General features: G+C 41.4%; 17 protein-coding genes, 1 tRNA gene and 2 pseudogenes. 19 read left to right on the top strand and 1 reads right to left on the bottom strand.

What is annotated here, in order from left to right:
• Positions 1–256: 256 nt before the first annotated feature.
• Positions 257–330: transfer RNA gene (locus tag BQ5364_RS01530), tRNA-Arg, on the bottom strand.
• Between the two features lie 810 nt (positions 331–1,140).
• On the opposite strand from BQ5364_RS01530, the gene BQ5364_RS01525 reads away from it, so the two are divergent.
• From BQ5364_RS01525 to BQ5364_RS01440, 19 genes and pseudogenes are all read left to right on the top strand, one after another.
• Positions 1,141–4,191 (top strand): SrtB-anchored collagen-binding adhesin, encoded by a 3,051-nt coding sequence (locus tag BQ5364_RS01525; protein ID WP_071143507.1) that lies wholly within the window; start codon positions 1,141–1,143, stop codon positions 4,189–4,191.
• A gap of 234 nt (positions 4,192–4,425) precedes the next feature.
• Positions 4,426–4,752, top strand: coding sequence for a YdcP family protein (locus BQ5364_RS01520; RefSeq protein ID WP_071143506.1), 327 nt, complete (start codon positions 4,426–4,428; stop codon positions 4,750–4,752).
• A 15-nt stretch (positions 4,753–4,767) separates the two neighbouring features.
• The gene (locus tag BQ5364_RS01515; RefSeq protein WP_071143505.1) at positions 4,768–5,151 is read left to right on the top strand and encodes a YdcP family protein; all 384 of its coding nucleotides are present in this window, start codon (positions 4,768–4,770) and stop codon (positions 5,149–5,151) included.
• An 82-nt stretch (positions 5,152–5,233) separates the two neighbouring features.
• Positions 5,234–5,827, top strand: coding sequence for a hypothetical protein (locus tag BQ5364_RS01510; protein ID WP_071143504.1), 594 nt, complete (start codon positions 5,234–5,236; stop codon positions 5,825–5,827).
• A 73-nt stretch (positions 5,828–5,900) separates the two neighbouring features.
• Complete coding sequence (locus BQ5364_RS01505) at positions 5,901–7,295, top strand: FtsK/SpoIIIE domain-containing protein (RefSeq protein WP_071143503.1); 1,395 nt, start codon at positions 5,901–5,903, stop codon at positions 7,293–7,295.
• A gap of 182 nt (positions 7,296–7,477) precedes the next feature.
• Complete coding sequence (mobT, locus tag BQ5364_RS01500; protein WP_071143502.1) at positions 7,478–8,674, top strand: MobT family relaxase; 1,197 nt, start codon at positions 7,478–7,480, stop codon at positions 8,672–8,674.
• 12 nt (positions 8,675–8,686) lie between these two features.
• The gene (locus tag BQ5364_RS01495; protein ID WP_009588273.1) at positions 8,687–8,830 is read left to right on the top strand and encodes a DUF3789 domain-containing protein; all 144 of its coding nucleotides are present in this window, start codon (positions 8,687–8,689) and stop codon (positions 8,828–8,830) included.
• A complete protein-coding gene (locus BQ5364_RS01490; RefSeq protein WP_002317729.1) occupies positions 8,831–9,052 on the top strand; it encodes a hypothetical protein in 222 nt (73 codons plus the stop codon).
• 74 nt (positions 9,053–9,126) lie between these two features.
• Positions 9,127–9,423: a conjugal transfer protein gene (locus tag BQ5364_RS17250; RefSeq protein WP_074038079.1), complete on the top strand. Its 297-nt coding sequence runs from the start codon at positions 9,127–9,129 to the stop codon at positions 9,421–9,423.
• Entirely contained in the window at positions 9,342–9,845 is a 504-nt protein-coding gene (locus tag BQ5364_RS01485; protein ID WP_071143501.1) for an antirestriction protein ArdA, read from the top strand. Before BQ5364_RS17250 ends, BQ5364_RS01485 begins: the two co-directional genes overlap by 82 nt.
• A 17-nt stretch (positions 9,846–9,862) precedes the next feature.
• On the top strand, positions 9,863–10,366 hold the full coding sequence (locus BQ5364_RS01480; RefSeq protein ID WP_002323345.1) for an antirestriction protein ArdA: 504 nt from the start codon (positions 9,863–9,865) through the stop codon (positions 10,364–10,366).
• A 118-nt stretch (positions 10,367–10,484) separates the two neighbouring features.
• Positions 10,485–10,883, top strand: coding sequence for a conjugal transfer protein (locus tag BQ5364_RS01475; protein WP_004843362.1), 399 nt, complete (start codon positions 10,485–10,487; stop codon positions 10,881–10,883).
• A pseudogene (locus tag BQ5364_RS01470) lies at positions 10,861–12,363 on the top strand (ATP-binding protein); the annotation flags it as partial. The gene BQ5364_RS01475 and the pseudogene BQ5364_RS01470, both read left to right, overlap by 23 nt.
• 744 nt (positions 12,364–13,107) lie before the next feature.
• Complete coding sequence (gene ltrA / locus BQ5364_RS01465; RefSeq protein ID WP_002298631.1) at positions 13,108–14,934, top strand: group II intron reverse transcriptase/maturase; 1,827 nt, start codon at positions 13,108–13,110, stop codon at positions 14,932–14,934.
• 112 nt (positions 14,935–15,046) lie between these two features.
• A pseudogene (locus BQ5364_RS01460) lies at positions 15,047–15,991 on the top strand (ATP-binding protein); the annotation flags it as partial.
• Entirely contained in the window at positions 15,991–18,195 is a 2,205-nt protein-coding gene (locus BQ5364_RS01455) for a CD3337/EF1877 family mobilome membrane protein (protein ID WP_071143500.1), read from the top strand. The pseudogene BQ5364_RS01460 and the gene BQ5364_RS01455, both read left to right, overlap by 1 nt.
• Entirely contained in the window at positions 18,192–19,199 is a 1,008-nt protein-coding gene (locus BQ5364_RS01450) for a C40 family peptidase (protein ID WP_071143499.1), read from the top strand. Before BQ5364_RS01455 ends, BQ5364_RS01450 begins: the two co-directional genes overlap by 4 nt.
• A 17-nt stretch (positions 19,200–19,216) precedes the next feature.
• The gene (locus BQ5364_RS01445) at positions 19,217–20,128 is read left to right on the top strand and encodes a conjugal transfer protein (RefSeq protein ID WP_071143498.1); all 912 of its coding nucleotides are present in this window, start codon (positions 19,217–19,219) and stop codon (positions 20,126–20,128) included.
• A 198-nt stretch (positions 20,129–20,326) separates the two neighbouring features.
• Entirely contained in the window at positions 20,327–21,148 is an 822-nt protein-coding gene (locus BQ5364_RS01440) for a MerR family transcriptional regulator (protein WP_071143497.1), read from the top strand.
• Positions 21,149–21,181 lie beyond the last annotated feature (33 nt).

Here is a 21,181-nt window from a genome sequence, read left to right as displayed (position 1 = left end):
TTTTCCTGCCTTTTCTCTGATTTACATCCCCAAATAAGGGGTGACAACAGAGCGGAACCCAAATGTTAGCTGGACTCTTGAAAAACCATGTTTGCAAACCGGTGATTTTGATTAGCTGTCAGCTAACAAAAATCGGATTGTGTTAGCTGGAAATGGATCATTTTGAATGGAATTTCATGCCACGAACGTGATTAGAAAATAAGAAAAGCGTTCGCTGTCAGCTAATCCAGCTAACATTTTCGAACGCTTTGAAGCCCGTCGCCAAGAGGATTTGAACCTCCGACCCCTCGCTTAGGAGGCGAGTGCTCTATCCAGCTGAGCTATGACGACACATGCCGCAAACCCTTGATTTTACTGGGTTTCTGGGATTTTTCCCTTCGGCCATATATAAGATTATCAACTCTTTTTCGAGTTGTCAATCTACAGATTTTTTTACTTTGGTAACATTAGAACGTTCCCCAATTTGGGGAATGCTTTGTTGTCACCTTTGGCATTTTTCAGAATAGATTCGAACTGAAAGTTGTTTTTCATTTTTTCCCTTTGGGGAATGCCTCGGCTTTCTCTTAGGAGGCGAGTGCTCTATCCAGCTGAGCTATGACGACACATGCCGCAAACCCTTGATTTTACTGGGTTTCTGGGATTTTTCCCTTCGGCCATATATAAGATATCAACTCTTTTTCGAGTTGTCAATCTACAGATTTTTTTGATTTGGTAACATTAGAACGTTCCCCAATTTGGGGAATGCTTTGTTGTCACCATTAGCATTTTTCAGAATAGATTCGAACTGAAAGTTGTTTTTCATTTTTTCCCTTTGGGGAATGCCTCGGCTTTCGCTTAGGAGTTCTCTGTGAACCGTGGTAGCTAGAAGTTCGATTATCCTTTTGGGAGCGTTTAATGCCGTAAATTAAAGCATAAGTGCTTGTTATGTTTAGTTGATGATATTCTCTGATGTACCCTCATACACCGTAGAGTGTTAGCAAGCTGTTAGCAACAAAGACTTATTTAAAGCTTTAATTTGTTAGAAAATATTACAAACAAACTATAAATCATTTATCACTAGAAATCAAGATACTCGTATGTTATAGACGTTCAGAAATGAGCGTCTATTTTTATACCCAAAATGAAAGGAGCATTAGATTTATGAAAAAGATATTGAAACGATTATGTACGGGCGTACTTGCCCTAGCGACTGTCGTTACCACCTTGCCGAGTACAACCGTTCATGCGGAAAGTAAGCAATACTGGACGCAATCCAATGAGCGTGTCGGTATCGTTGAAAAAGTAATGAATGACGGTTCGATTGGTTCTACCTTTAACGAGGGGCATTTGACCGTTGAGGGCGAGGACGCTTACTGTATCGACATTAACACCGATTTTAAAAACGGTTATAAGACCAGAGCCGACGCAAGCTCACGCTTGACTGCTGACCAGATAAGCGACGTTGCCTTATCCATTGAATATGTGAAACAGTACACAGACAGCCACAGCGGAATAAGCAACAATCACGCCTACCTTTTAAGACAGCTTGTGGTCTGGCAGAGATTGAGCGTTCATCTAGGCTGGCAATGCGACAACGTGCGAGCTTCTTATGATGAAATATCAAAGGCAACGCAGGACGAAGTGTTTGCAGGGGCAAAAGCCTTTGTCAAAGACAATAAAGGACGCTATGAATGTGGCGGTTATATCTACTCTGGCGAGGGGCAGGAACTCGGACAGTTCTGGGCGAACTTAAACGTCGGAAATGCCACATTGAAGAAATCTTCCAGTAATGCCAGCATTACAGAGAACAACACCAACTATTCAATCGCTGGTGCAACTTACGGTGTCTTTTCTGATAAAGACTGCACGAAACAGCTTGCCACCCTTACGACTGATAGTAACGGCAATACAGAGATTGTAGAAGTTAAAGCAGGAACGGTCTATATCAGGGAATTATCCGCTCCGAAAGGATATAAGGTTGATGATACTGTCTATTCTTTAAAGGTAGAAGTCGGAAAAACAGCGACCTTGAATGTATCTGATATACCGAAAGTAACAGACACTTTGATTGAGCTTTTCAAAATCGACATGGAAACGCAGAAAGACAACCCACAAGGGAACGCTTCTCTGGCAGGTGCGGAGTTTACATGGAAATATTATGACGGTTACTACAACAAGAACAATCTTCCAGAAAAAGCTACTCGCACATGGACGACAAAGACAATCGCTGAAAAGGACAGCGACGGCACAATCCATTATGTTACAAAATTAGCGGACGCATACAAGGTGTCTGGCGACAGCTTCTATATGCAGGACGGTAAAGAGGTTCTTCCACTTGGAACACTAACCGTTGAGGAAACAAAAGCTCCAAACGGCTACTTGCTTGACGGTGCATATATGCAGGCTGGCGATAAGTCCGAACAGATTAAGGGCTTATATGTAACACAGATTACCGAGGACGGCGACCTTGGCGTATTGACTGGAAGTAATCAGTTTTCTGTATCAGACAAGGTTATCCGTGGCGGTGTCAAAATTCAGAAACGAGATTTAGAAACGGGCGATACGAAGCCACAAGGAAGTGCAACCTTGAAAGATACTGCCTTTGACATCATTTCCTTAAATGATAATTCTGTATTGGTTGAGGGCAAGCTCTATAAGAAAAATGAAGTGGTAAAGACAATCCATACAGACCTTGAGGGTGTCGCTTCTACTTCTGCTGACCTTTTACCTTATGGAAAATTCCGTATCGTTGAAAGTGAAGCTCCCAACGGTTACTTAACTGACGGTGCAAAACCGATTGATTTTACAATCACAGAAAATGGAAAAATCTTGGACTTAACCGACGAAGCCCATTCTATCTACAATCAGATTAAGCGTGGAGATATTGAGGGTGTGAAAATCGGTGCAGGCACACACAAGCGTCTTGCTGATGTTCCCTTTAGGATCACAAGCAAGACGACGGGAGAAAGTCATGTTGTGGTAACTGATGATAACGGGCAATTCTCCACTTCTTCTGACTGGGCTTCACATAAGCACAATACCAACGCAGGAAAGACCAGCGAGGACGGTGTGTGGTTTGGGACTTCTGAACCAGACGACAGCAAAGGTGCGTTGCCTTATGATACTTACATCATTGAGGAATTACGTTCAGACAGCAACAAAGGCTTTGAGCTTATCCCACCATTTGAAATCGTGGTATCAAGAAATAATCTTGTGATTGATTTAGGGACTTTGACTGATGAATACGAAAAAGAAATCTCAATTCATACCACAGCAACCAGCAAGGACGGCGAAAAGACAATCCTTGCAGGAAAAGAGGTAACAATCGTTGATACCGTCAAATTAGACGGACTGACAAAAGGCACAAAGTATCAGCTTGTAGGCTGGCAAATGCTGAAAGAAGAAAACACCGAACTTCTTATCAATGGAAAACGTGTAGAAAACGACCATACCTTTGTCGCTGATGATGAAGCTATGAAAGTGGAAATTGCTTATACATTCAATGCGTCCGAGCTTGGCGGTAAAAATCTGGTAACATTCGAGGAATTATACGATTTGAGCAATCCAGACGAACCCGTAAAAGTTGCGGAACACAAGGACATTGACGACGACGGGCAGACTGTTTTAATTACAGAACGTATCATCAAGATACATACGACTGCTACCGATAGGGACGGCAACAAAGAGATTGAAGCAGGAAAAGACGTTACAATCGTTGATACGGTTACTTTAGAGGGCTTGGAAATTGGCACAAAATATCAGTTGAAAGGCTGGCAGATGTTGAAAGAAGAAAACGCCGAACTTCTTATCAATGGAAAACGTGTAGAGAATGACTATACCTTTATCGCTGATAAAGAAAACATGAAAGTAGAAATTGTATTTACATTCGACGCTTCTTCCCTTGGCGGTAAACAGCTTGTAACCTTTGAAGAATTGTATGATGTAAGCAATCCAGATGAACCAAAAAAGGTTACGGAACACAAGGACATTGAGGACGACGGACAGACGGTTACTATCAAAGAAGTACCAGAAACGCCCGAAGAACCGAAAGAACCAGAGAAGCCAGAAACACCCGATACACCAAAGAAAACAGACAGTCCAAAAACGGGCGACAGTACCAACCTTTACGGACTGCTTGCACTTCTTCTGACTTCTGGTGCTGGACTGGCTGGAACATATCTTTACAAACGCCGTAAAGTGAAAAAATCATAAGGCGGTAACGATATGAGGAAAGAAAAATCACGTTCTCCACCGAAGCTGTCAAACGGCAGACTTCCTCTTATTCTGGCTTGTCTGCCTTGCACCTGCAAGAACACGGATAGTCAAGGGTGCGTAAGCATTTATTTTACCCTTTACTATTCGGGGGATTGCTGGTACTTCCTTAACCGCCAGAATAAGAAACAAAACTAATCAATCAAAAAATAGAAAGAAACGAGGTAAAACACTATGGAAATGAAATATGTCGTGCCAGATATGGCACAGTCTTTTGGAACACTTGAATATGCAGGCGAAAGCGAGCCTATCTTTGAAAGGGATAAAAATAACCGCAGGGTCTTAGCCAGACGAAGCTATAACCTTTATTCTGACGTACAGAAAGGCGAAAATGTTGTGGTGGAAATTCCCGTGCAGGCTGGCGAAAAACATTTCAAGTATGAACAGAAAGTAAAACTTGTCAATCCGAAGTTATACGGCAGAGGTTACGCAATCGGGGATATGGGACATACCGATTATGTGTTGCTTGCTGATGATATTATAACAGTTGAAGAAAAGTAAAGGAGTGAAGAAATTATGAGATTATCAAACGGATTTGTTATTGACAAAGAGAAAACATTTGGAGAATTAAAATTTACAGCGGTGCGTGATGTGTTCTTGCAAAATGAGGACGGGACACCGAGTACCCAACTGAAAAAGCGTATTTATGATTTAAAGTGCAGTCTGCATGGTGGAATTATCCCCGTGTCTGTACCACCAGAAGTACCGTTAAGAGAATTTCCCTACAATGCAGTTGTAGAGCTTGTCAATCCCGTAGCCGATACGGTATCACGAAAAACCTATACGGGTGCAGAGGTGGACTGGTATGTAAAGGCAGAGGATATTGTGTTGAAGAACAAAAATAATCAGAACGCAGGCAATCCACAGAACCATACACCGCAGGGACAGTCTAAGAAATAGTATTGCTTAGTAAATTTATATTGTAGGCAATGTCCGTAAAATGTATAATTGTCTTATATTTTAGGGATTGGAGGTAACATATTTGAAAAAGACAATTATAATATCAATTTTGCTTATTGTAGTGATAACAGTTTTAGATTATATCAATATGCCCACTCTTTTAGGAATGAATATTTCTAATATAAATTGGGACTTCTATATGGGTTTTTTAAATGTATTAGCTATTATAGCTATGTATGTAATTACTTATAAGTTATTAGATAAGAGAGCCGTGAAAAAAGAGAAAAACAAAAAGGATATTTCTATTTTACTTATAAAAGACTGTTACGAAGAATGTTATAGTTATATTAAGATGTTGAATGAAGTTAATGTGGAAAAGTATATTGTTCCTAAAATTGATTTTGACTCTACAAACCCTAAACTGATTGTCAATCTGCAAAATGCCCCATTTGATAATGAAGATATTATTATGGATTTAGTAAAAGACGGACAAATAACACGCCAACAGATAGAGGGGTATTTTAATGTCAAACGTAAATTTAGACAGTATGTAAATATGAGAATAATTACATTTGACGCCCCACATATCTATATGCCATTAAAAGAAGAATTGCTTAAAACATTAGATATTGAAAAATCGAAAATCAGTAATGTAATATCAAAAGGAAGTGATTAAATATCTATATTTAGAAGTGGTTAGTCTATATGATTAGCTACTTTTTTCGTATCCAGAAAGGAGTGATTGATTTATGCGTATGATTTGGAACAAAGGACACCGTATTAGAGCCAGCGACAAAGGCTTAGTATATCGTTTCTGTGCTGGTACGCTTCTGTTTGTATTCGTGGCAGTTCTCCTGCTACTGAATATGAAACAGCTCATGCGTACCGATTGGGAACATTTCAGCTTGTTAGAGAACGGCTTGACGCTTTCCACATACAACTTCATAACCATACTGATAGCGACTGGTGTTTGTGCATTGGTCGCTTTTCTGTACTACCGCTTCTGTTACGACAGTTTCAAGAAGCTCCTGCACCGTCAAAAGCTGGCACGAATGGTACTGGAAAATAAGTGGTATGAAGCCGATACCGTACAAGACAGCGGTTTTTTTACTGACCTGCAAAGCAGATCAAGGGAAAAAATCGTCTGGTTTCCAAAGATTTATTATCAAATGGAAAAGGGACTGCTTCATATCCGCTGTGAAATTACGCTGGGGAAATATCAAGACCAGCTTTTACGGTTAGAGGATAAATTGGAAAGTGGCTTGTATTGCGAATTGACCGACAAGACCTTACATGACGGCTATATTGAATACACCCTGCTTTATGACATGATAGCGAACCGTATTACCATTGATGAAGTACGGGCAGAGAATGGCTGTCTTAGATTGATGAAAAATCTTGTCTGGGAATATGACGCACTCCCTCACGCTCTGATTGCTGGTGGGACGGGTGGCGGTAAAACTTATTTTCTGCTGACGCTCATTGAAACCTTATTGCATACCAACGCCGTCCTTTACATCTTAGACCCGAAAAATGCGGACTTAGCAGACTTAGGGACAGTTATGGGAAATGTGTATCACACCAAAGAAGAAATGATTGATTGCGTCAATGCCTTTTATGAGGGCATGGTACAGCGAAGTGAGGAAATGAAGCGACACCCGAACTATAAGACGGGCGAAAACTACGCCTATCTGGGACTGCCACCCTGCTTTCTTATCTTTGATGAATATGTAGCGTTTTTTGAAATGCTGGGGACAAAGGAAAGCGTGAACCTGCTTAGCCAGTTAAAGAAAATCGTCATGCTGGGACGGCAGGCTGGATATTTCCTTATCGTTGCCTGCCAGCGTCCAGACGCAAAGTATTTCTCGGACGGTATAAGAGATAACTTCAATTTCCGTGTGGGACTTGGACGTATCAGCGAATTAGGTTACGGTATGCTGTTTGGTTCAGATGTGAAAAAGCAGTTTTTTCAGAAGCGTATCAAGGGGCGTGGCTATTGCGATGTGGGAACAAGCGTCATAAGTGAATTTTACACGCCTTTAGTCCCGAAAGGACATGATTTTTTGCAGACTATCGGCTCTCTTGCACAAGCAAGGCAGGACGGGACGGCGACGTGCGAAGCGAAAGGCGACGGCACGGACTAGCCGTTGCTGGTGTGGCGAAGCCACGCCAGCAGGTAAAACCCCTCGGTATCTAACAGAGGGGTACGTTTGCAAATGGACAATAGACAAAAAACAATGGAAACATAAGGCTTCTGGCATGATTTCCTATCAAAAATCAGTTGTGAAGTCGCCCTAAAAAACTTCACACTTTACAGATTGGGGGTATGGTTCTGAATGAAGAACAAGGGATAAAAGAATTACGGGAAAAACGGATTGCTTACGGTATCTCACAAGGAAAGCTGGCGGTGGCTTCTGGCATTACAAGGGAATATCTCAACAAGATAGAAAGCGGAAAAATGAAACCGTCAAAGGAACTTCTGAATACTCTGCATAAGGAACTGGCAAGGTTCAATCCAGAAGCACCGCTTACCATGCTGTTTGATTATGTAAAAATCCGTTTTCCCACACTGGATATACAGCACATCATCAAAGATATATTAAAACTGAATATCCATTATATGCTCCATGAAGATTACGGACATTACAGTTACACGGAGCATTATTCATTAGGGGACATCTTTATCTATACGTCGGCTGACGAAGAAAAAGGTGTCCTTTTAGAGTTAAAGGGGCGTGGTTGCCGACAGTTTGAATGTTACCTGCTGGCACAAGAAAGAAGCTGGTATGACTTTCTCATGGACGCATTGGTAGACGGTGGCGTGATGAAGCGTATCGACCTTGCTATCAACGACCATACGGGCATTTTGGATATTCCAGAGCTTGCGGAAAAATGCAGGAAACGGGAATATATCGGAAAGTCCAGAAGTTATAAGTTTTACCAGTCGGGCGAGCTTATCAAGCACAGAGAGGACGACAGAGAATATATGGGACGAACCCTTTATCTTGGTTCGCTGAAATCAGATGTGTATTTCTGTATCTATGAAAAGGACTATGAGCAGTACGTCAAGTTAGGGACACCTCTGGAAGAAGCCGACATTATCAATCGTTTTGAGATACGGCTTCGCAATGAACGTGCCTATTATGCAGTACGAGATTTACTGACCTATTATGACGCAGAGCAGACCGCCTTTTCTATCATCAACCAGTATGTGAGGTTTGTTGATGAAGAACCAGACAAGCGAAAAAATGACTGGAAACTCAATGACCGCTGGGCTTGGTTTATCGGCGATAACAGACAGAGCTTGAAGCTGACGACAAAGCCAGAGCCTTACACCTTAGACCGCACGTTGCGTTGGGTACAAAGGCAGGTAGCACCGACCTTGAAAATGCTGAAAAAGATTGATAAGGGAAACGGTACAGACTACATGGAAATGATTGAACAGCAAGCGAAGCTCACAGAAAAGCATGAAATGATAATCAGACAGCAGACGACCCCTGCAAAAGATTTAGTAGAAAGTTAGGAGTGATGAAAAATGTGGGAATTAGGAAAAGACTTACTGCTGGTATCGCTTGGAATGGGTATCGGCGTAGTCTTGATGTGTATTATAAGCGTCGGCAAAGAAGCTGACAGACACATGGAAGAAATCAAAGAAAACAAAGAAAGTGAGGACAATTAAATGAATTTCGGGCAAAATTTATATCAATGGTTTTTAAGCAATGCACAGTCATTAGTGTTAATGGCAATCGTGGTAATCGGTATCTATTTAGGGTTCAAGCGTGAGTTTTCAAAACTCATTGGCTTCTTGGTGGTTGCCCTTGTTGCCGTTGGATTGGTGTTCAATGCTGGCGGTGTGAAAGACGTGTTGCTGGAACTGTTCAATAAGATTATTGGTGCATAAAACATTGTGAAAAGCGGTTTTTCTTTCGGGACTGACCGCTTTTTTCTTACCTAAAATTAGATTGGAGCGATGAAATGAACGATATTTTTAAGGATATGCAGGCAAAAGTCGGCTGTGAATACATTTCCGACCTGCCCTCTTACAAGCGTAAGGTGTGGCATGAAATGAAACGGCTGAACCCTGCCGACTATGAAGAAAGACAGTTAGAAGATTTTTCTAAATATGTGTTTGGTATCTCATACCAGAACTTAAAAGATGTGATGAACCAACAGAAAGGACGTGAGGAACAATGCAGGAAACAAGGGTACTGGTGGAAACGAGAGGAACAACTGACGAAGAAACAATATCATACTGGTTCGACCTGCCGATAGATGTTGCCGAGTTTGAAGAAAAGTTAGGTATCGGTGCAGAAAGTGGGGATTACTGTATTATCGAAAAGGTGTTGCCTTATGCTGATGAAGTTCACGAACATACAAGCGTGTATCAGCTCAACGAATTAGATTTTATGTACCGCCAGCTTTCAAGTGATATGCAGGAAGAATATGTATCACTTCTGACCGTATATGACAATTTAGAAACACTTTATCTTTGCAGGAACGTGATTACGGTTTATCCCGACTGCAAAAGCATAATAGATGTTGCAAGGCAAAAGCTGATGAACGACCCGACGTTCAAACATTTATCCGAGGACTGTCAAGAATATTACTTTGACTTTGAAGCCTACGCTTCTCACTTGCAGGAACACGGGAAATTTTTAGTAACAGAACACGGTATCTTTGAACTGCCAGAGTAGGAAATGAGGTGGTGCTTATGATTGATGATATGGCGGTTTACATTGCTAATCTTGGCAAATACAATGAGGGCTATTTAGTCGGTGCTTGGTTCACGTTTCCTATTGACGAGGAAGATGTGAAAGAAAAAATCGGCTTGAATGAACAGTATGAGGAATACGCTATCCATGATACCGACAACTTTCCCATTGCGATTGGCGAGTATGTTTCCATTGAAGAACTCAATGAGATGTATGAAATGATAGAGGAACTTCCCGACTATATCGTAGAGTGTCTGGACGAATTTATCAGCCACTATGGGACGCTGGAAGAAGTCGTGGAACATAAGGACGATATTTACTATTATCCCGACTGTGAAACCATGACAGATGTTGCCTACTACTACATAGACGAATTGCAGGCACTTGGCGACATTCCACCCAGCTTGCAGAACTACATTGACTATGAAGCCTACGGGCGAGATTTGGATATGGGCGGTTGCTTTATTGAAACAAGCCGAGGTATGTGCGAGATACCATATTAACGCTGGAAGATCAGCGACAAGCATTGTTGCTACTGACAGAGTATTTCTCTTTTAAGGGACAGTCTGAAACATGGCTGTCCTTTTCTCATTTAGAACTTATGAAAGGAGTTGAAAGAACTTGAAAAAGATTAAATCTTATACGGGTATCTGGAACGTGGAAAAAGTCTTGTATGCAATCAATGACTTTAACTTGCCCTTTCCCGTTACTTTTACACAGATTACATGGTTTGTGATTACGGAATTTATCATCATTTTGTTTGGGGATATTCCCCCACTTTCCATGATTGAGGGAGCATTTCTCAAATACTTCGGTATTCCCGTTGCTCTCACTTGGTTTATGTCGCAGAAAACTTTTGACGGAAAGAAGCCGTACAGCTTTTTGAAATCACAGATAACCTATGCCCTGCGACCGAAAATCACTTATGCAGGAAAAGCCGTAAAACTGCATAAGCAGACCTTGAATGAAACAATCACGGCAGTAAGGAGTGTGAACTATGTTCCCGATAAAATATATTGACAACAACCTTGTCTGGAACAAGGACAATGAGGTGTTCGCCTATTATGAGCTGATACCGTACAACTATTCTTTCTTATCCGCAGAGCAGAAATTTATCGTGCATGACAGTTTCAGACAGCTCATTGCACAGTCCCGTGAGGGAAAAATTCATGCGTTGCAGATTGCCACAGAAAGCTCAATTAAAAGTATGCAGGAGCAGTCAAAGAAGCTGGTAACGGGAAAATTAAAGGAAGTTGCTTACCAGAAAATAGACGAACAGACCGAAGCGTTAGTATCAATGATTGGGGACAATCAAGTGGACTACCGCTTTTTTCTTGGCTTTAAGCTCATGGTTACGGAAGAACAGCTCAATCTGAAGAATATTAAAAAATCGGCGTGGCTGACGTTCACGGAATTTCTCCATGAAGTGAACCATACGCTGATGAATGATTTTGTTTCCATGCCGAATGATGAAATCAACCGTTACATGAAAATGGAAAAGTTACTGGAAAATAAAATCTCCCGTCGCTTTAAGGTGCGTCGCTTGGAAATCAATGATTTTGGGTATCTCATGGAACATCTTTACGGCAGGGACGGTGTCGCCTATGAAGATTATGAGTATCAGCTACCAAAGAAGAAATTGAACAAAGAAACGCTGATAAAATACTACGACCTTATCCGTCCGACAAGGTGTGTGATTGAGGAAAGCCAGCGGTATTTACGATTGGAGCATGAGGATAAGGAAAGCTATGTGTCCTACTTTACCGTCAATGCGATTGTAGGGGAGCTTGATTTTCCGTCGTCTGAAATCTTCTATTTCCAGCAACAGCAATTCATATTCCCCGTTGATACTTCTATGAATGTAGAAATCGTGGAGAACCGAAAGGCTCTTACCACAGTAAGAAATAAGAAAAAGGAATTGAAAGATTTGGATAATCACGCCTATCAAGCAGGAAGTGAAACCAGTTCTAATGTGGTGGACGCATTAGACAGCGTGGACGAGCTGGAAACGGACTTAGACCAGACAAAAGAAAGTATGTATAAGCTCTCTTATGTGGTGCGTGTATCGGCTGATGATTTGGACGAATTAAAACGCCGTTGTGATGAAGTCAAGGATTTTTACGACGACCTCAATGTAAAGCTGGTGCGTCCTGCTGGAGATATGCTGGGGCTTCATTCTGAATTTCTTCCTGCCAGCAAGCGATATATCAACGACTATGTGCAGTATGTAAAATCAGACTTCTTGGCAGGGCTTGGGTTTGGTGCTACCCAGCAGTTAGGGGAAACTACGGGTATCTATATGGGCTATTCCGTTGATACGGGAAGAAATGTGTACCTGCAACCGTCCCTTGCCAGTCAAGGTGTAAAAGGTACAGTTACCAACGCTTTAGCTTCTGCTTTTGTCGGTTCGCTTGGCGGTGGGAAATCGTTCTGCAACAATCTTCTGGTGTATTATTCGGTGTTATTTGGGGGACAAGCGGTTATCTTAGACCCTAAAAGTGGTGCGAAACGTTCCTACTTGAAAAGAGTAGGCACAGCACTTCATTAAATCAATATTTAATGTGTGTTGGAGAACTAAACACACGAATAGTCGAATGACGGGGTAACGCCCTGAAAGGCTACTTTAATACTCTGACTGGCAGAAACTTGAGTAAACAAGGCTCTGTCAGAAGCTCGGTGAAGTCGGCAGACAGACACCGTAACAGATAATGCTGACGAAAGATTCCCAGAGGTGGGCGTTGTGTCCTATATGCCGGAAGTCTATAAAATATCTATGGTTAGAATGTAGATGAGAGGTCTACTGACGAATCCTTGAATGTACAGGTCTATATCGGGGCTGGATAGAAATGTCCAGTGACACAAACAGTGTCGCTACTGTGGGTGAGTAAGACTCCGCATTTATGAAAATCCATATAACGTTAAAGGCGTTATCAAGGTAGCAGGCTTATAGAGGAAACCTAAGGATATATGTACAGATAGTGTGTTTGGAACGTTGAAAGCTGACAACATGGAGATTTTACTGTCTGTGAAGTGTTCACATCAGAAAGTTATTGTGAGATTAGCAATGATATAAGGTGTGTTAATGTCAGTGAGAGTGGTGGCACAGTACCTATGAAACCGTGATAACAAGCGGTGGAGGGATAGCCACTAGTCATATGAAGAATAGAATTACTAAGAAAAATGGTATGGGTTCGAGTAAGACTAAGAGATGTACTTGCTCCTGCAAACAAGGAGGGTACAGACCATGCTAAAGAAAAACAAGCTCCGCTATAACGAGTATTATGATATGCAACATATTTATGACGAGTTATACGCACAGAGCAAGAACGGTAATAACTTTTATAAGTTACTTGAAATTATTGGTTCGGAACAAAATATTTGTTTAGCTTACCGTAATCTGAAATCAAACAGTGGCAGTAAAACGGCTGGAACGGATGGAATGACGATAGACGATATAAAACAACTCAGCAATGCTGAGATTGTTGCTACCGTTCGGGAAAGCCTTAGCAACTACCGCCCCAAATCAGTCAGACGTGTTTTCATTCCAAAAGCTGGGAGCGATAAAATGCGTCCATTGGGGATTCCGTGTATCTGGGACAGGCTGGTACAACAATGTATCCTGCAAGTCCTAGAGCCGATATGCGAACCAAAGTTCCATAATCATTCCTATGGATTCCGTGCGAATCGAAGTGCCCACCATGCAGTCAGCAGAGTAACGACACTGATAAATTTATCAAAATATCATTACTGTGTTGACGTAGACATTAAAGGATTTTTCGATAATGTCAATCATGGAAAACTATTAAAACAAATCTGGACACTTGGTATTCGGGATAAAAGATTGATTTGCATTATCAGCAAAATGCTGAAAGCCGAAATTGACGGCGAGGGTGTCCCAGAAAAAGGAACGCCACAAGGCGGTCTGTTAAGTCCACTGCTCTCCCTCATAGTCCTTAATGAATTAGACTGGTGGGTAAGCAGTCAGTGGGAAACATTCCAGCCGAAGAACCGCAGTAAAAATGGGTGGCTTCAATACGCAAAGAAATATACCAAACTGAAAAGCGGTTTTATTGTACGTTACGCTGATGATTTTAAAATCATGTGTTCAACCTATGGAGAAGCACAAAGATTTTACCACAGTACCGTAGATTTTCTTAATAAAAGGCTGAAATTAGAAATCAGTCCAGAGAAATCAAAGGTAGTAAATCTGAAGAAAAATTCATCAGATTTTCTGGGGTTCAAAATCAAAGTCATTCCAAAAGGAAGAACGAAACACGGTTATGTTGCCAAAACAGATATGAACCAAAAAGCATTAAAGAAAGCGAAAACAAATCTAAAGTTAAAGGTAAAAGATATAGCCAGACATACGACTGGCTTCAATATCAGCAGATATAATCTGACAGTTATCGGTATGCAGAATTACTACTGCATAGCAACTAACGTATATAACAACCTGACAGAAGTAAGTTACGCTCTCTTACCGACCATACGAATCCGTTTAAGGAACATTGCAAAATCAGTTCCATTTGAAAGTACAAGTTCAGAATTTCAGAGCAGGACAAAAGGAATCAGACCAAAAACAAAAATAGTGATGATTGCGGATAATCCGCTATTGCCGATTCAAGGAGTACAACACAAAAATCCTATGAATTTCTCGCAAGATATTTGTAATTTTACAAAGCAAGGGAGAAACAAGGTGCATGAGGACGTTGTAGTTGTAACAAAAGAAGAAATCCGAGCGTTGTTGGAAAATGAAAACCCTGCCGATAGCGTAGAGTTTAACGACAATCGTATTTCGGCATATATCGCACAACAAGGCAACTGCTATGTAATGAATCGTCGAGGAACTCCGTCCACTCTGATATGTATTCACAAATCAGACAAAGGAGATAACCTTGACAGATATTCTAATCTGGCATTTGTGGAAATTCCCATTGCAAAGGCAATCCTAACAGAATCAGCAGACGAAGCAAAATCACTGTTAAAAGGTTATGTTCTTAATAGTCAGCAGAAGAAAAAACTGAACAGAATACGGACGAATTACGGATACCAGACAATAACTGGGAAATAACTTATAAATCTATTTGGATATGATGGAACGCCGTATGAAGCGAAAGTTTCATGTACGGTGTGAAGCGGGGGAAAACTTGGAGATAACATCAAAAAGTTACCTATCGCTATAGCGTGGCAACTGGAAAGAAACGCTCCCAGAAATCGCCCATGAAATCAATATCGTAAACCTTACCAGCGACAAGGACAATGCAGGGCTTCTTGACCCATTCGTGATTATGAAGAATGTAAAAGACGCTGAAAGTCTGGCAATCGACATCTTGACATTCCTTACAGGTATTTCCTCAAGGGACGGCGAAAAATTCCCCGTACTTCGTAAGGCGGTGCGTTCCGTTACCCAGAGCGACCGTCGGGGCTTGCTCCATGTGATAGACGAGCTACGCCGTGAAGATACACCCATATCAAGAAATATCGCAGACCATATCGACAGCTTCACAGACTACGACTTTGCACACCTGCTGTTTTCAGACGGTACGGTTGAAAATGCTATCAGTTTAGATAACCAGCTCAATATCATTCAAGTAGCGGACTTAGTATTGCCAGATAAGGACACAACCTTTGAGGAATACACGACCATTGAATTATTGTCGGTGTCTATGCTGATTGTGATTAGTACCTTTGCTTTAGATTTTATCCATTCCGACAGAAGCATTTTTAAGATTGTCGATTTGGACGAAGCGTGGGCGTTCTTAAATGTGGCACAAGGAGAAACCTTATCAAATAAGCTGGTTCGTGCTGGACGAGCTATGCAGGCAGGCGTTTATTTCGTTACACAATCCTCTGGGGACGTGTCAAAGGAAAGTCTGAAAAACAATATCGGCTTGAAATTCGCTTTCCGTTCTACTGACATCAACGAGATAAAGCAGACCCTAGAATTTTTCGGTATCGACAAGGACGACGAAAACAACCAGAAACGCTTGCGTGATTTGGAGAACGGACAATGCTTATTGCAGGACTTATACGGGCGTGTCGGTGTGGTACAGATACACCCCGTCTTTGAAGAACTATTGCACGCTTTTGATACCAGACCGCCCGTACAGAGAAATGAGGTGGAGTGATGAAAGAAAGGATAAAAGGTGCGTTCACAAAAAAGAAGATTTTCCACTTTCTCAAAATGGCTCTGTTCGTGGTGGCACTCTCCCTTATCCTGCTTTCACTTCTGGGGACGGTGGCTCATGCGACGGGGCTTGTGGACGATACCATAAACGCAGAAAATTTATATTCAAAATATCCCCTTTCCAACTACCAGCTTGATTTTTATGTGGATAATAGCTGGTCGTGGCTTCCGTGGAACTGGCTGGACGGTATCGGAAAATCAGTACAGTACGGGCTTTACTGTATTACCAACTTTGTCTGGACGATAAGCCTTTATTTAAGCAATGCCACGGGCTATGTGGTGCAGGAAGCCTATAAACTTGATTTTATTAACGATATGGCAGACAGTATCGGAAAGAGCATACAGACCCTTGCAGGTGTTACACAGAACGGTTTTTCCAGTTCTGGCTTTTATGTCGGTTTCCTGCTTCTCATTATCTTAGTGGTGGGACTTTATGTTGCTTATACGGGACTGATAAAACGGGAAACCAGCAAGGCACTTCACGCTGTTATCAACTTTGTGGTGGTGTTCGTGCTGTCCGCTTCCTTTATTGCCTACGCTCCCGACTATATCAAGAAGATAAATGAATTTTCATCAGACATCAGTACCGCTTCTTTGGACTTGGGAACAAAAATCATGCTCCCCAACTCTGACAGCGAGGGCAAAGACAGCGTGGACTTGATACGGGACAGCTTATTTTCTATTCAAGTACAACAGCCGTGGCTACTTCTGCAATTCGGTAACGGCAACGCAGAAGAAATCGGGACAGACCGTGTCGAAGCTCTTGTATCAACAAGCCCAGAGGACGAGGACGGCAAGACCAGAGAGGAAGTCGTGAAAACAGAAATTGAGGATAACGACAACAACAATCTGACGATACCGCAGGTCGTAAACCGTTTAGGTATGGTGTTTTTCCTACTGTTCTTCAATTTAGGGATAACGATATTTGTATTCTTGCTTACGGGCATGATGTTGTTCAGCCAGATACTTTTTATTATTTTTGCAATGTTTTTGCCTATCAGCTTTTTACTTTCCATGATACCGAGCTATGAAAGCATGGCAAAGCAGGCAATCGTAAGGGTATTTAATACCATAATGACACGGGCAGGAATAACGCTCATTGTAACGGTGGCATTTAGTATTTCCAGTATGTTTTACAACATTTCCACGGACTATCCGTTCTTTATGGTGGCGTTCTTACAGATAGTATGTTTCGCTGGTATTTACATGAAGCTGGGCGACTTAATGAGTATGTTCTCTTTGAACGCTAACGACAGTCAAAGCATGGGACGAAGAATTTTCCGCAGACCGTATCTGTTCATGCGACATAGGGCTAGACGTATGGAACACCATATTGCAAGGGCGGTAAGTGCTGGCGGTATTTCGGGCGGTGTGGCTGGTGCGGTAGCTGGAAGTGCCGTTGCTGGCAAGAGAGCCGAAAGAAAAAATACGGCTTCTAAAGAAAATCGGGGCAATACCACTTCCAGCATGGGACAGCGTGCAGGCTCAAAAGTCGGTGCTGTCTTAGATACGAAAAATAAAGTGAAAGACAAGGCAAATGCTGTCAAAGAAAATATCAAGGATATGCCGACACAGACCGCTTATGCGGTGTATTCCGCAAAGGAAAAGGCAAAGTCCAGCGTATCAGACTTCAAGCGTGGCATGGTGCAGGAACAGCAGTCCAGACAGACGGGACGCTTGGAAAAGCAGGAACAACATAAGAAAAATATCGCTGACAAGCGTATGGAGCTTCAAAAGGCACAAGAAGCAAGGCGTAGAAATACGGACGGATCAGCGACAACGGGAGCTACCCGTCCCCATGAGAGACCAGCCACAGCTTCAACCATTCCAAAACCGAGTGCTGAAAAAATGCAGGAAGTCAAACGCCCAGCCACAGCTCCAACTCCGAAAGCAAGTGAGCCAGTCAAGACAAATGTTGTGAAAGAGCGTCCGTTATCTTCGGGTGCTTCTGATAAGCAAGTGACCCAGTCTGCACAGCCAGCACATAGGCAGAATGTAGAAAAAGTGGTATCGCAGGAAACACGCCAGAATTACAAAGCAGAGCGTACTACAAAGACACAGAACTTTGAACAATCAAAGCGTACAACGGAACATACCGAAAAGAACCGTAACCTTGTAACGAAGAAAGGACAGAAGAAAAAATGAAACTGAAACATATCGCTCTCATTGGCAGTCTGTTTCCTATCCTCTTTTCTCTGGTGCTTTTCTTTGGTGTCTTGATTAGTGCGGACAGCGACGACGAGAACAGCAACTTTTCTTCTGGCATTACGGGTATGAATTTATCCGCAGAAGTCTTGAAACATCAGCCTATAGTGGAAAAATACACCAGAGAATACGGCATTTCCGAGTATGTCAATGTCCTGCTGGCTATCATTCAAGTAGAAAGTGGCGGTACAGCAGAAGATGTCATGCAGAGTTCGGAAAGTCTTGGTTTACCGCCTAATTCCTTAGATACGGAAAGCTCAATCAAGCAGGGGTGTAAGTATTTTGCGTCCCTGCTTTCTTCCTGCAAAAATCAAGGTATCGACGACTTGAATGTAGCAATACAGTCTTATAACTATGGCGGTGGCTATGTGGGTTATGTGGCAGGAAAAGGCAAGAAGCATACATACAATCTTGCGGAAAACTTCGCCCGTGAAAAATCGGGTGGAAAGAAAGTAACCTACACCAACCCGATAGCCGTTGCGAAGAATGGGGGCTGGCGGTACAGCTATGGCAATCAATTTTATGTGGAATTAGTCAATCAGTATTTGACTGTTCCTCAAATATCGGGCGAACTGGCACAAAAGGTTATGAATGAAGCATTGAAATATCAAGGCTGGAAATATGTGTACGGCGGTAGCAATCCTAACACGTCCTTTGACTGTTCGGGACTGACGCAATGGTGCTTTGGGAAAGCTGGTATTTCCTTACCGAGAACGGCACAAATGCAGTATGACGCAACCCAGCATATCCCCTTATCGCAGGCAAAGGCTGGCGACCTGGTGTTTTTCCATTCCACCTATGACGCAGGAAGTTATGTAACCCACGTTGGTATCTATGTAGGAAATAATCAGATGTACCATGCAGGCGACCCTATCGGTTATGCAGACTTAAATAATAGTTACTGGCAACAGCACTTAATCGGTGCAGGACGAGTAAAACAATAGAAAGTGAGGATTTTATCATGTTTAGAAAGAATAAGAAACAGACAGAAACAATCAAAGAACCCAAAGAAAAAAAGGTGCGTACTTTTAAAGTAGGCACACATAAAAAATCCGTGATTGCGTTGTGGGCGGTGCTTATCGCAAGTGTGAGCTTTGGAGTATATAAGAACTTTACCGCTATTGATATGCACACGGTACATGAAACAGAAACAATCCAGTTACGATTACATGATACCAGCGGTATTGAAAATTTCGTGAAGAACTTTGCGAAGTCCTATTACACATGGAACAACAGCAAAGAAGCGATTGAAGCAAGGGCGCAGGCAATCAGCGGTTATCTGACAAAAGAATTGCAGGACTTGAATATAGATACCATTAGAACCGATATACCGACTAGCTCTACGGTTACAGATGTGATTGTATGGAGTATTGAACAGTCGGGAACGGACACTTTTTCTGCTACCTACGAAGTAGATCAGCAGATAAAAGAGGGAGAACAGACAAGCAATGTGAAAGCAACCTATACCGTAAAAGTTCATGTGAACGCTGACGGGGATATGGTAATTGTTCAAAACCCTACCCTTGCACCAGCAATCGAAAAATCAGACTACGAACCTAAGACACCAGACGCAGACGCAAGCGTAGACGCTGATACCGTAAACGACGCTACCGCATTTCTGGAAACATTCTTTAAGCTGTACCCAACAGCCACAGAAAAAGAACTTGCTTACTATGTATCGGGGAATGTGCTTGAACCTATTGGCAGGGACTACCTTTATTCTGAACTGGTAAACCCTACCTTTACAAAGGACGGGGACAATGTGAAAGTAAAAGTTTCCGTAAAATTCCTTGATAATCAGACAAAAGCTACGCAGGTATCACAATACGAGCTTGTGTTACATAGGGATAGCAACTGGAAGATTGTAGGATAATAAGCTAGACAAAGGTTTGTATACTACTTTTTAGTAGTGTATAAGCCTTTGTCAGAAACTACTAAAAAGTTGGAAATTCATTTCTTATCATGTTATTTTAGGTGTAAGTAAGGGATAGTGGATAAAATTACTGCATTGACTTTCCCCTTACGTCAAGGTGTAACATGAGAATAGAAGTAAGTTGATAGGAGGATATTTATGTTATCTATTGGTGAATTTTCAAAGATATGTAAAGTTTCTACAAAAACACTTCGTTATTATGATGAAATCGGACTTATAAATCCCAGTAAAATCAATCAAGAGAATGGTTATAGATATTATTCCATTGAGCAATTAGAAACTATGTTACTTATAAACCGTTTAAAACAGTATAATTTTTCTTTGGAAGAAATCAAAGCGATTATTACATCAGAAGAAATACCAAATGAAAAATTATCCATAGAGCTTTATAAGAAAAAGGCAGAATTAGAAAAGCAAATACAGATATATTCACAAATTACAGAACAATTAAATGAGGATATAGCAGTTTTGAAACAAGGAAAATCAATCATGTCTTATTTGAATAAGATTGATGTACAACTTGTTGAAATACCAACTATGTATTTGGTTTCTGTTCGTAAAATGGTTTATAAGTTTGAAATGGAAGAACAATACGCTTGTTGTTTTAATTCAATATTAAGAAAAATTCAACATGACAAATTAACTGTCAATGCTCCACCTATGGTACTTTATCATAGTGATGAGTTTACTCCTTTGGGTTTGGACACAGAATTTGCTATTCCAGTAGAAGAATTTGTTACGGGAACTCGAGATTTTCGCCCCGGACTATGCTTAAAAACAACTTTACATGGCAGATATTCTAATTTGCCTTCTATTTATACGAAACAATGTGAATGGGCAGAGCAGAACGGTTATGAAAATAATGGTCCGCTTTATGAAGTTTATATTACCGATTTGACACAAACTTCAAACGAAGATGAACTTATAACTGAAATTTATTATCCAGTAAAAAAGAAATAGGTATACATCAAAGATTAAAATTTTTGTGAATAG

It is taken from the genome of Coprococcus phoceensis (genome assembly GCF_900104635.1).
Classification (GTDB): domain Bacteria; phylum Bacillota; class Clostridia; order Lachnospirales; family Lachnospiraceae; genus Faecalimonas; species Faecalimonas phoceensis.
Note: the sequence above shows the minus strand (reverse complement) of the source record. Positions and strands in the feature narration are given on the sequence as shown.

Coding starts and splice junctions, on each gene's coding strand:
- ltrA (WP_002298631.1), top strand. CDS start 13,108: ATGCTAAAGAAAAACAAGCTCCGCTATAACGAGTATTATGATATGCAA.
- BQ5364_RS01485 (WP_071143501.1), top strand. CDS start 9,342: ATGCAGGAAACAAGGGTACTGGTGGAAACGAGAGGAACAACTGACGAA.
- BQ5364_RS01480 (WP_002323345.1), top strand. CDS start 9,863: ATGATTGATGATATGGCGGTTTACATTGCTAATCTTGGCAAATACAAT.
- BQ5364_RS01520 (WP_071143506.1), top strand. CDS start 4,426: ATGGAAATGAAATATGTCGTGCCAGATATGGCACAGTCTTTTGGAACA.
- BQ5364_RS01515 (WP_071143505.1), top strand. CDS start 4,768: ATGAGATTATCAAACGGATTTGTTATTGACAAAGAGAAAACATTTGGA.
- mobT (WP_071143502.1), top strand. CDS start 7,478: ATGGTTCTGAATGAAGAACAAGGGATAAAAGAATTACGGGAAAAACGG.
- BQ5364_RS01525 (WP_071143507.1), top strand. CDS start 1,141: ATGAAAAAGATATTGAAACGATTATGTACGGGCGTACTTGCCCTAGCG.
- BQ5364_RS01445 (WP_071143498.1), top strand. CDS start 19,217: ATGTTTAGAAAGAATAAGAAACAGACAGAAACAATCAAAGAACCCAAA.
- BQ5364_RS01450 (WP_071143499.1), top strand. CDS start 18,192: ATGAAACTGAAACATATCGCTCTCATTGGCAGTCTGTTTCCTATCCTC.
- BQ5364_RS01495 (WP_009588273.1), top strand. CDS start 8,687: ATGTGGGAATTAGGAAAAGACTTACTGCTGGTATCGCTTGGAATGGGT.
- BQ5364_RS17250 (WP_074038079.1), top strand. CDS start 9,127: ATGAACGATATTTTTAAGGATATGCAGGCAAAAGTCGGCTGTGAATAC.
- BQ5364_RS01455 (WP_071143500.1), top strand. CDS start 15,991: ATGAAAGAAAGGATAAAAGGTGCGTTCACAAAAAAGAAGATTTTCCAC.
- BQ5364_RS01440 (WP_071143497.1), top strand. CDS start 20,327: ATGTTATCTATTGGTGAATTTTCAAAGATATGTAAAGTTTCTACAAAA.
- BQ5364_RS01490 (WP_002317729.1), top strand. CDS start 8,831: ATGAATTTCGGGCAAAATTTATATCAATGGTTTTTAAGCAATGCACAG.
- BQ5364_RS01505 (WP_071143503.1), top strand. CDS start 5,901: ATGCGTATGATTTGGAACAAAGGACACCGTATTAGAGCCAGCGACAAA.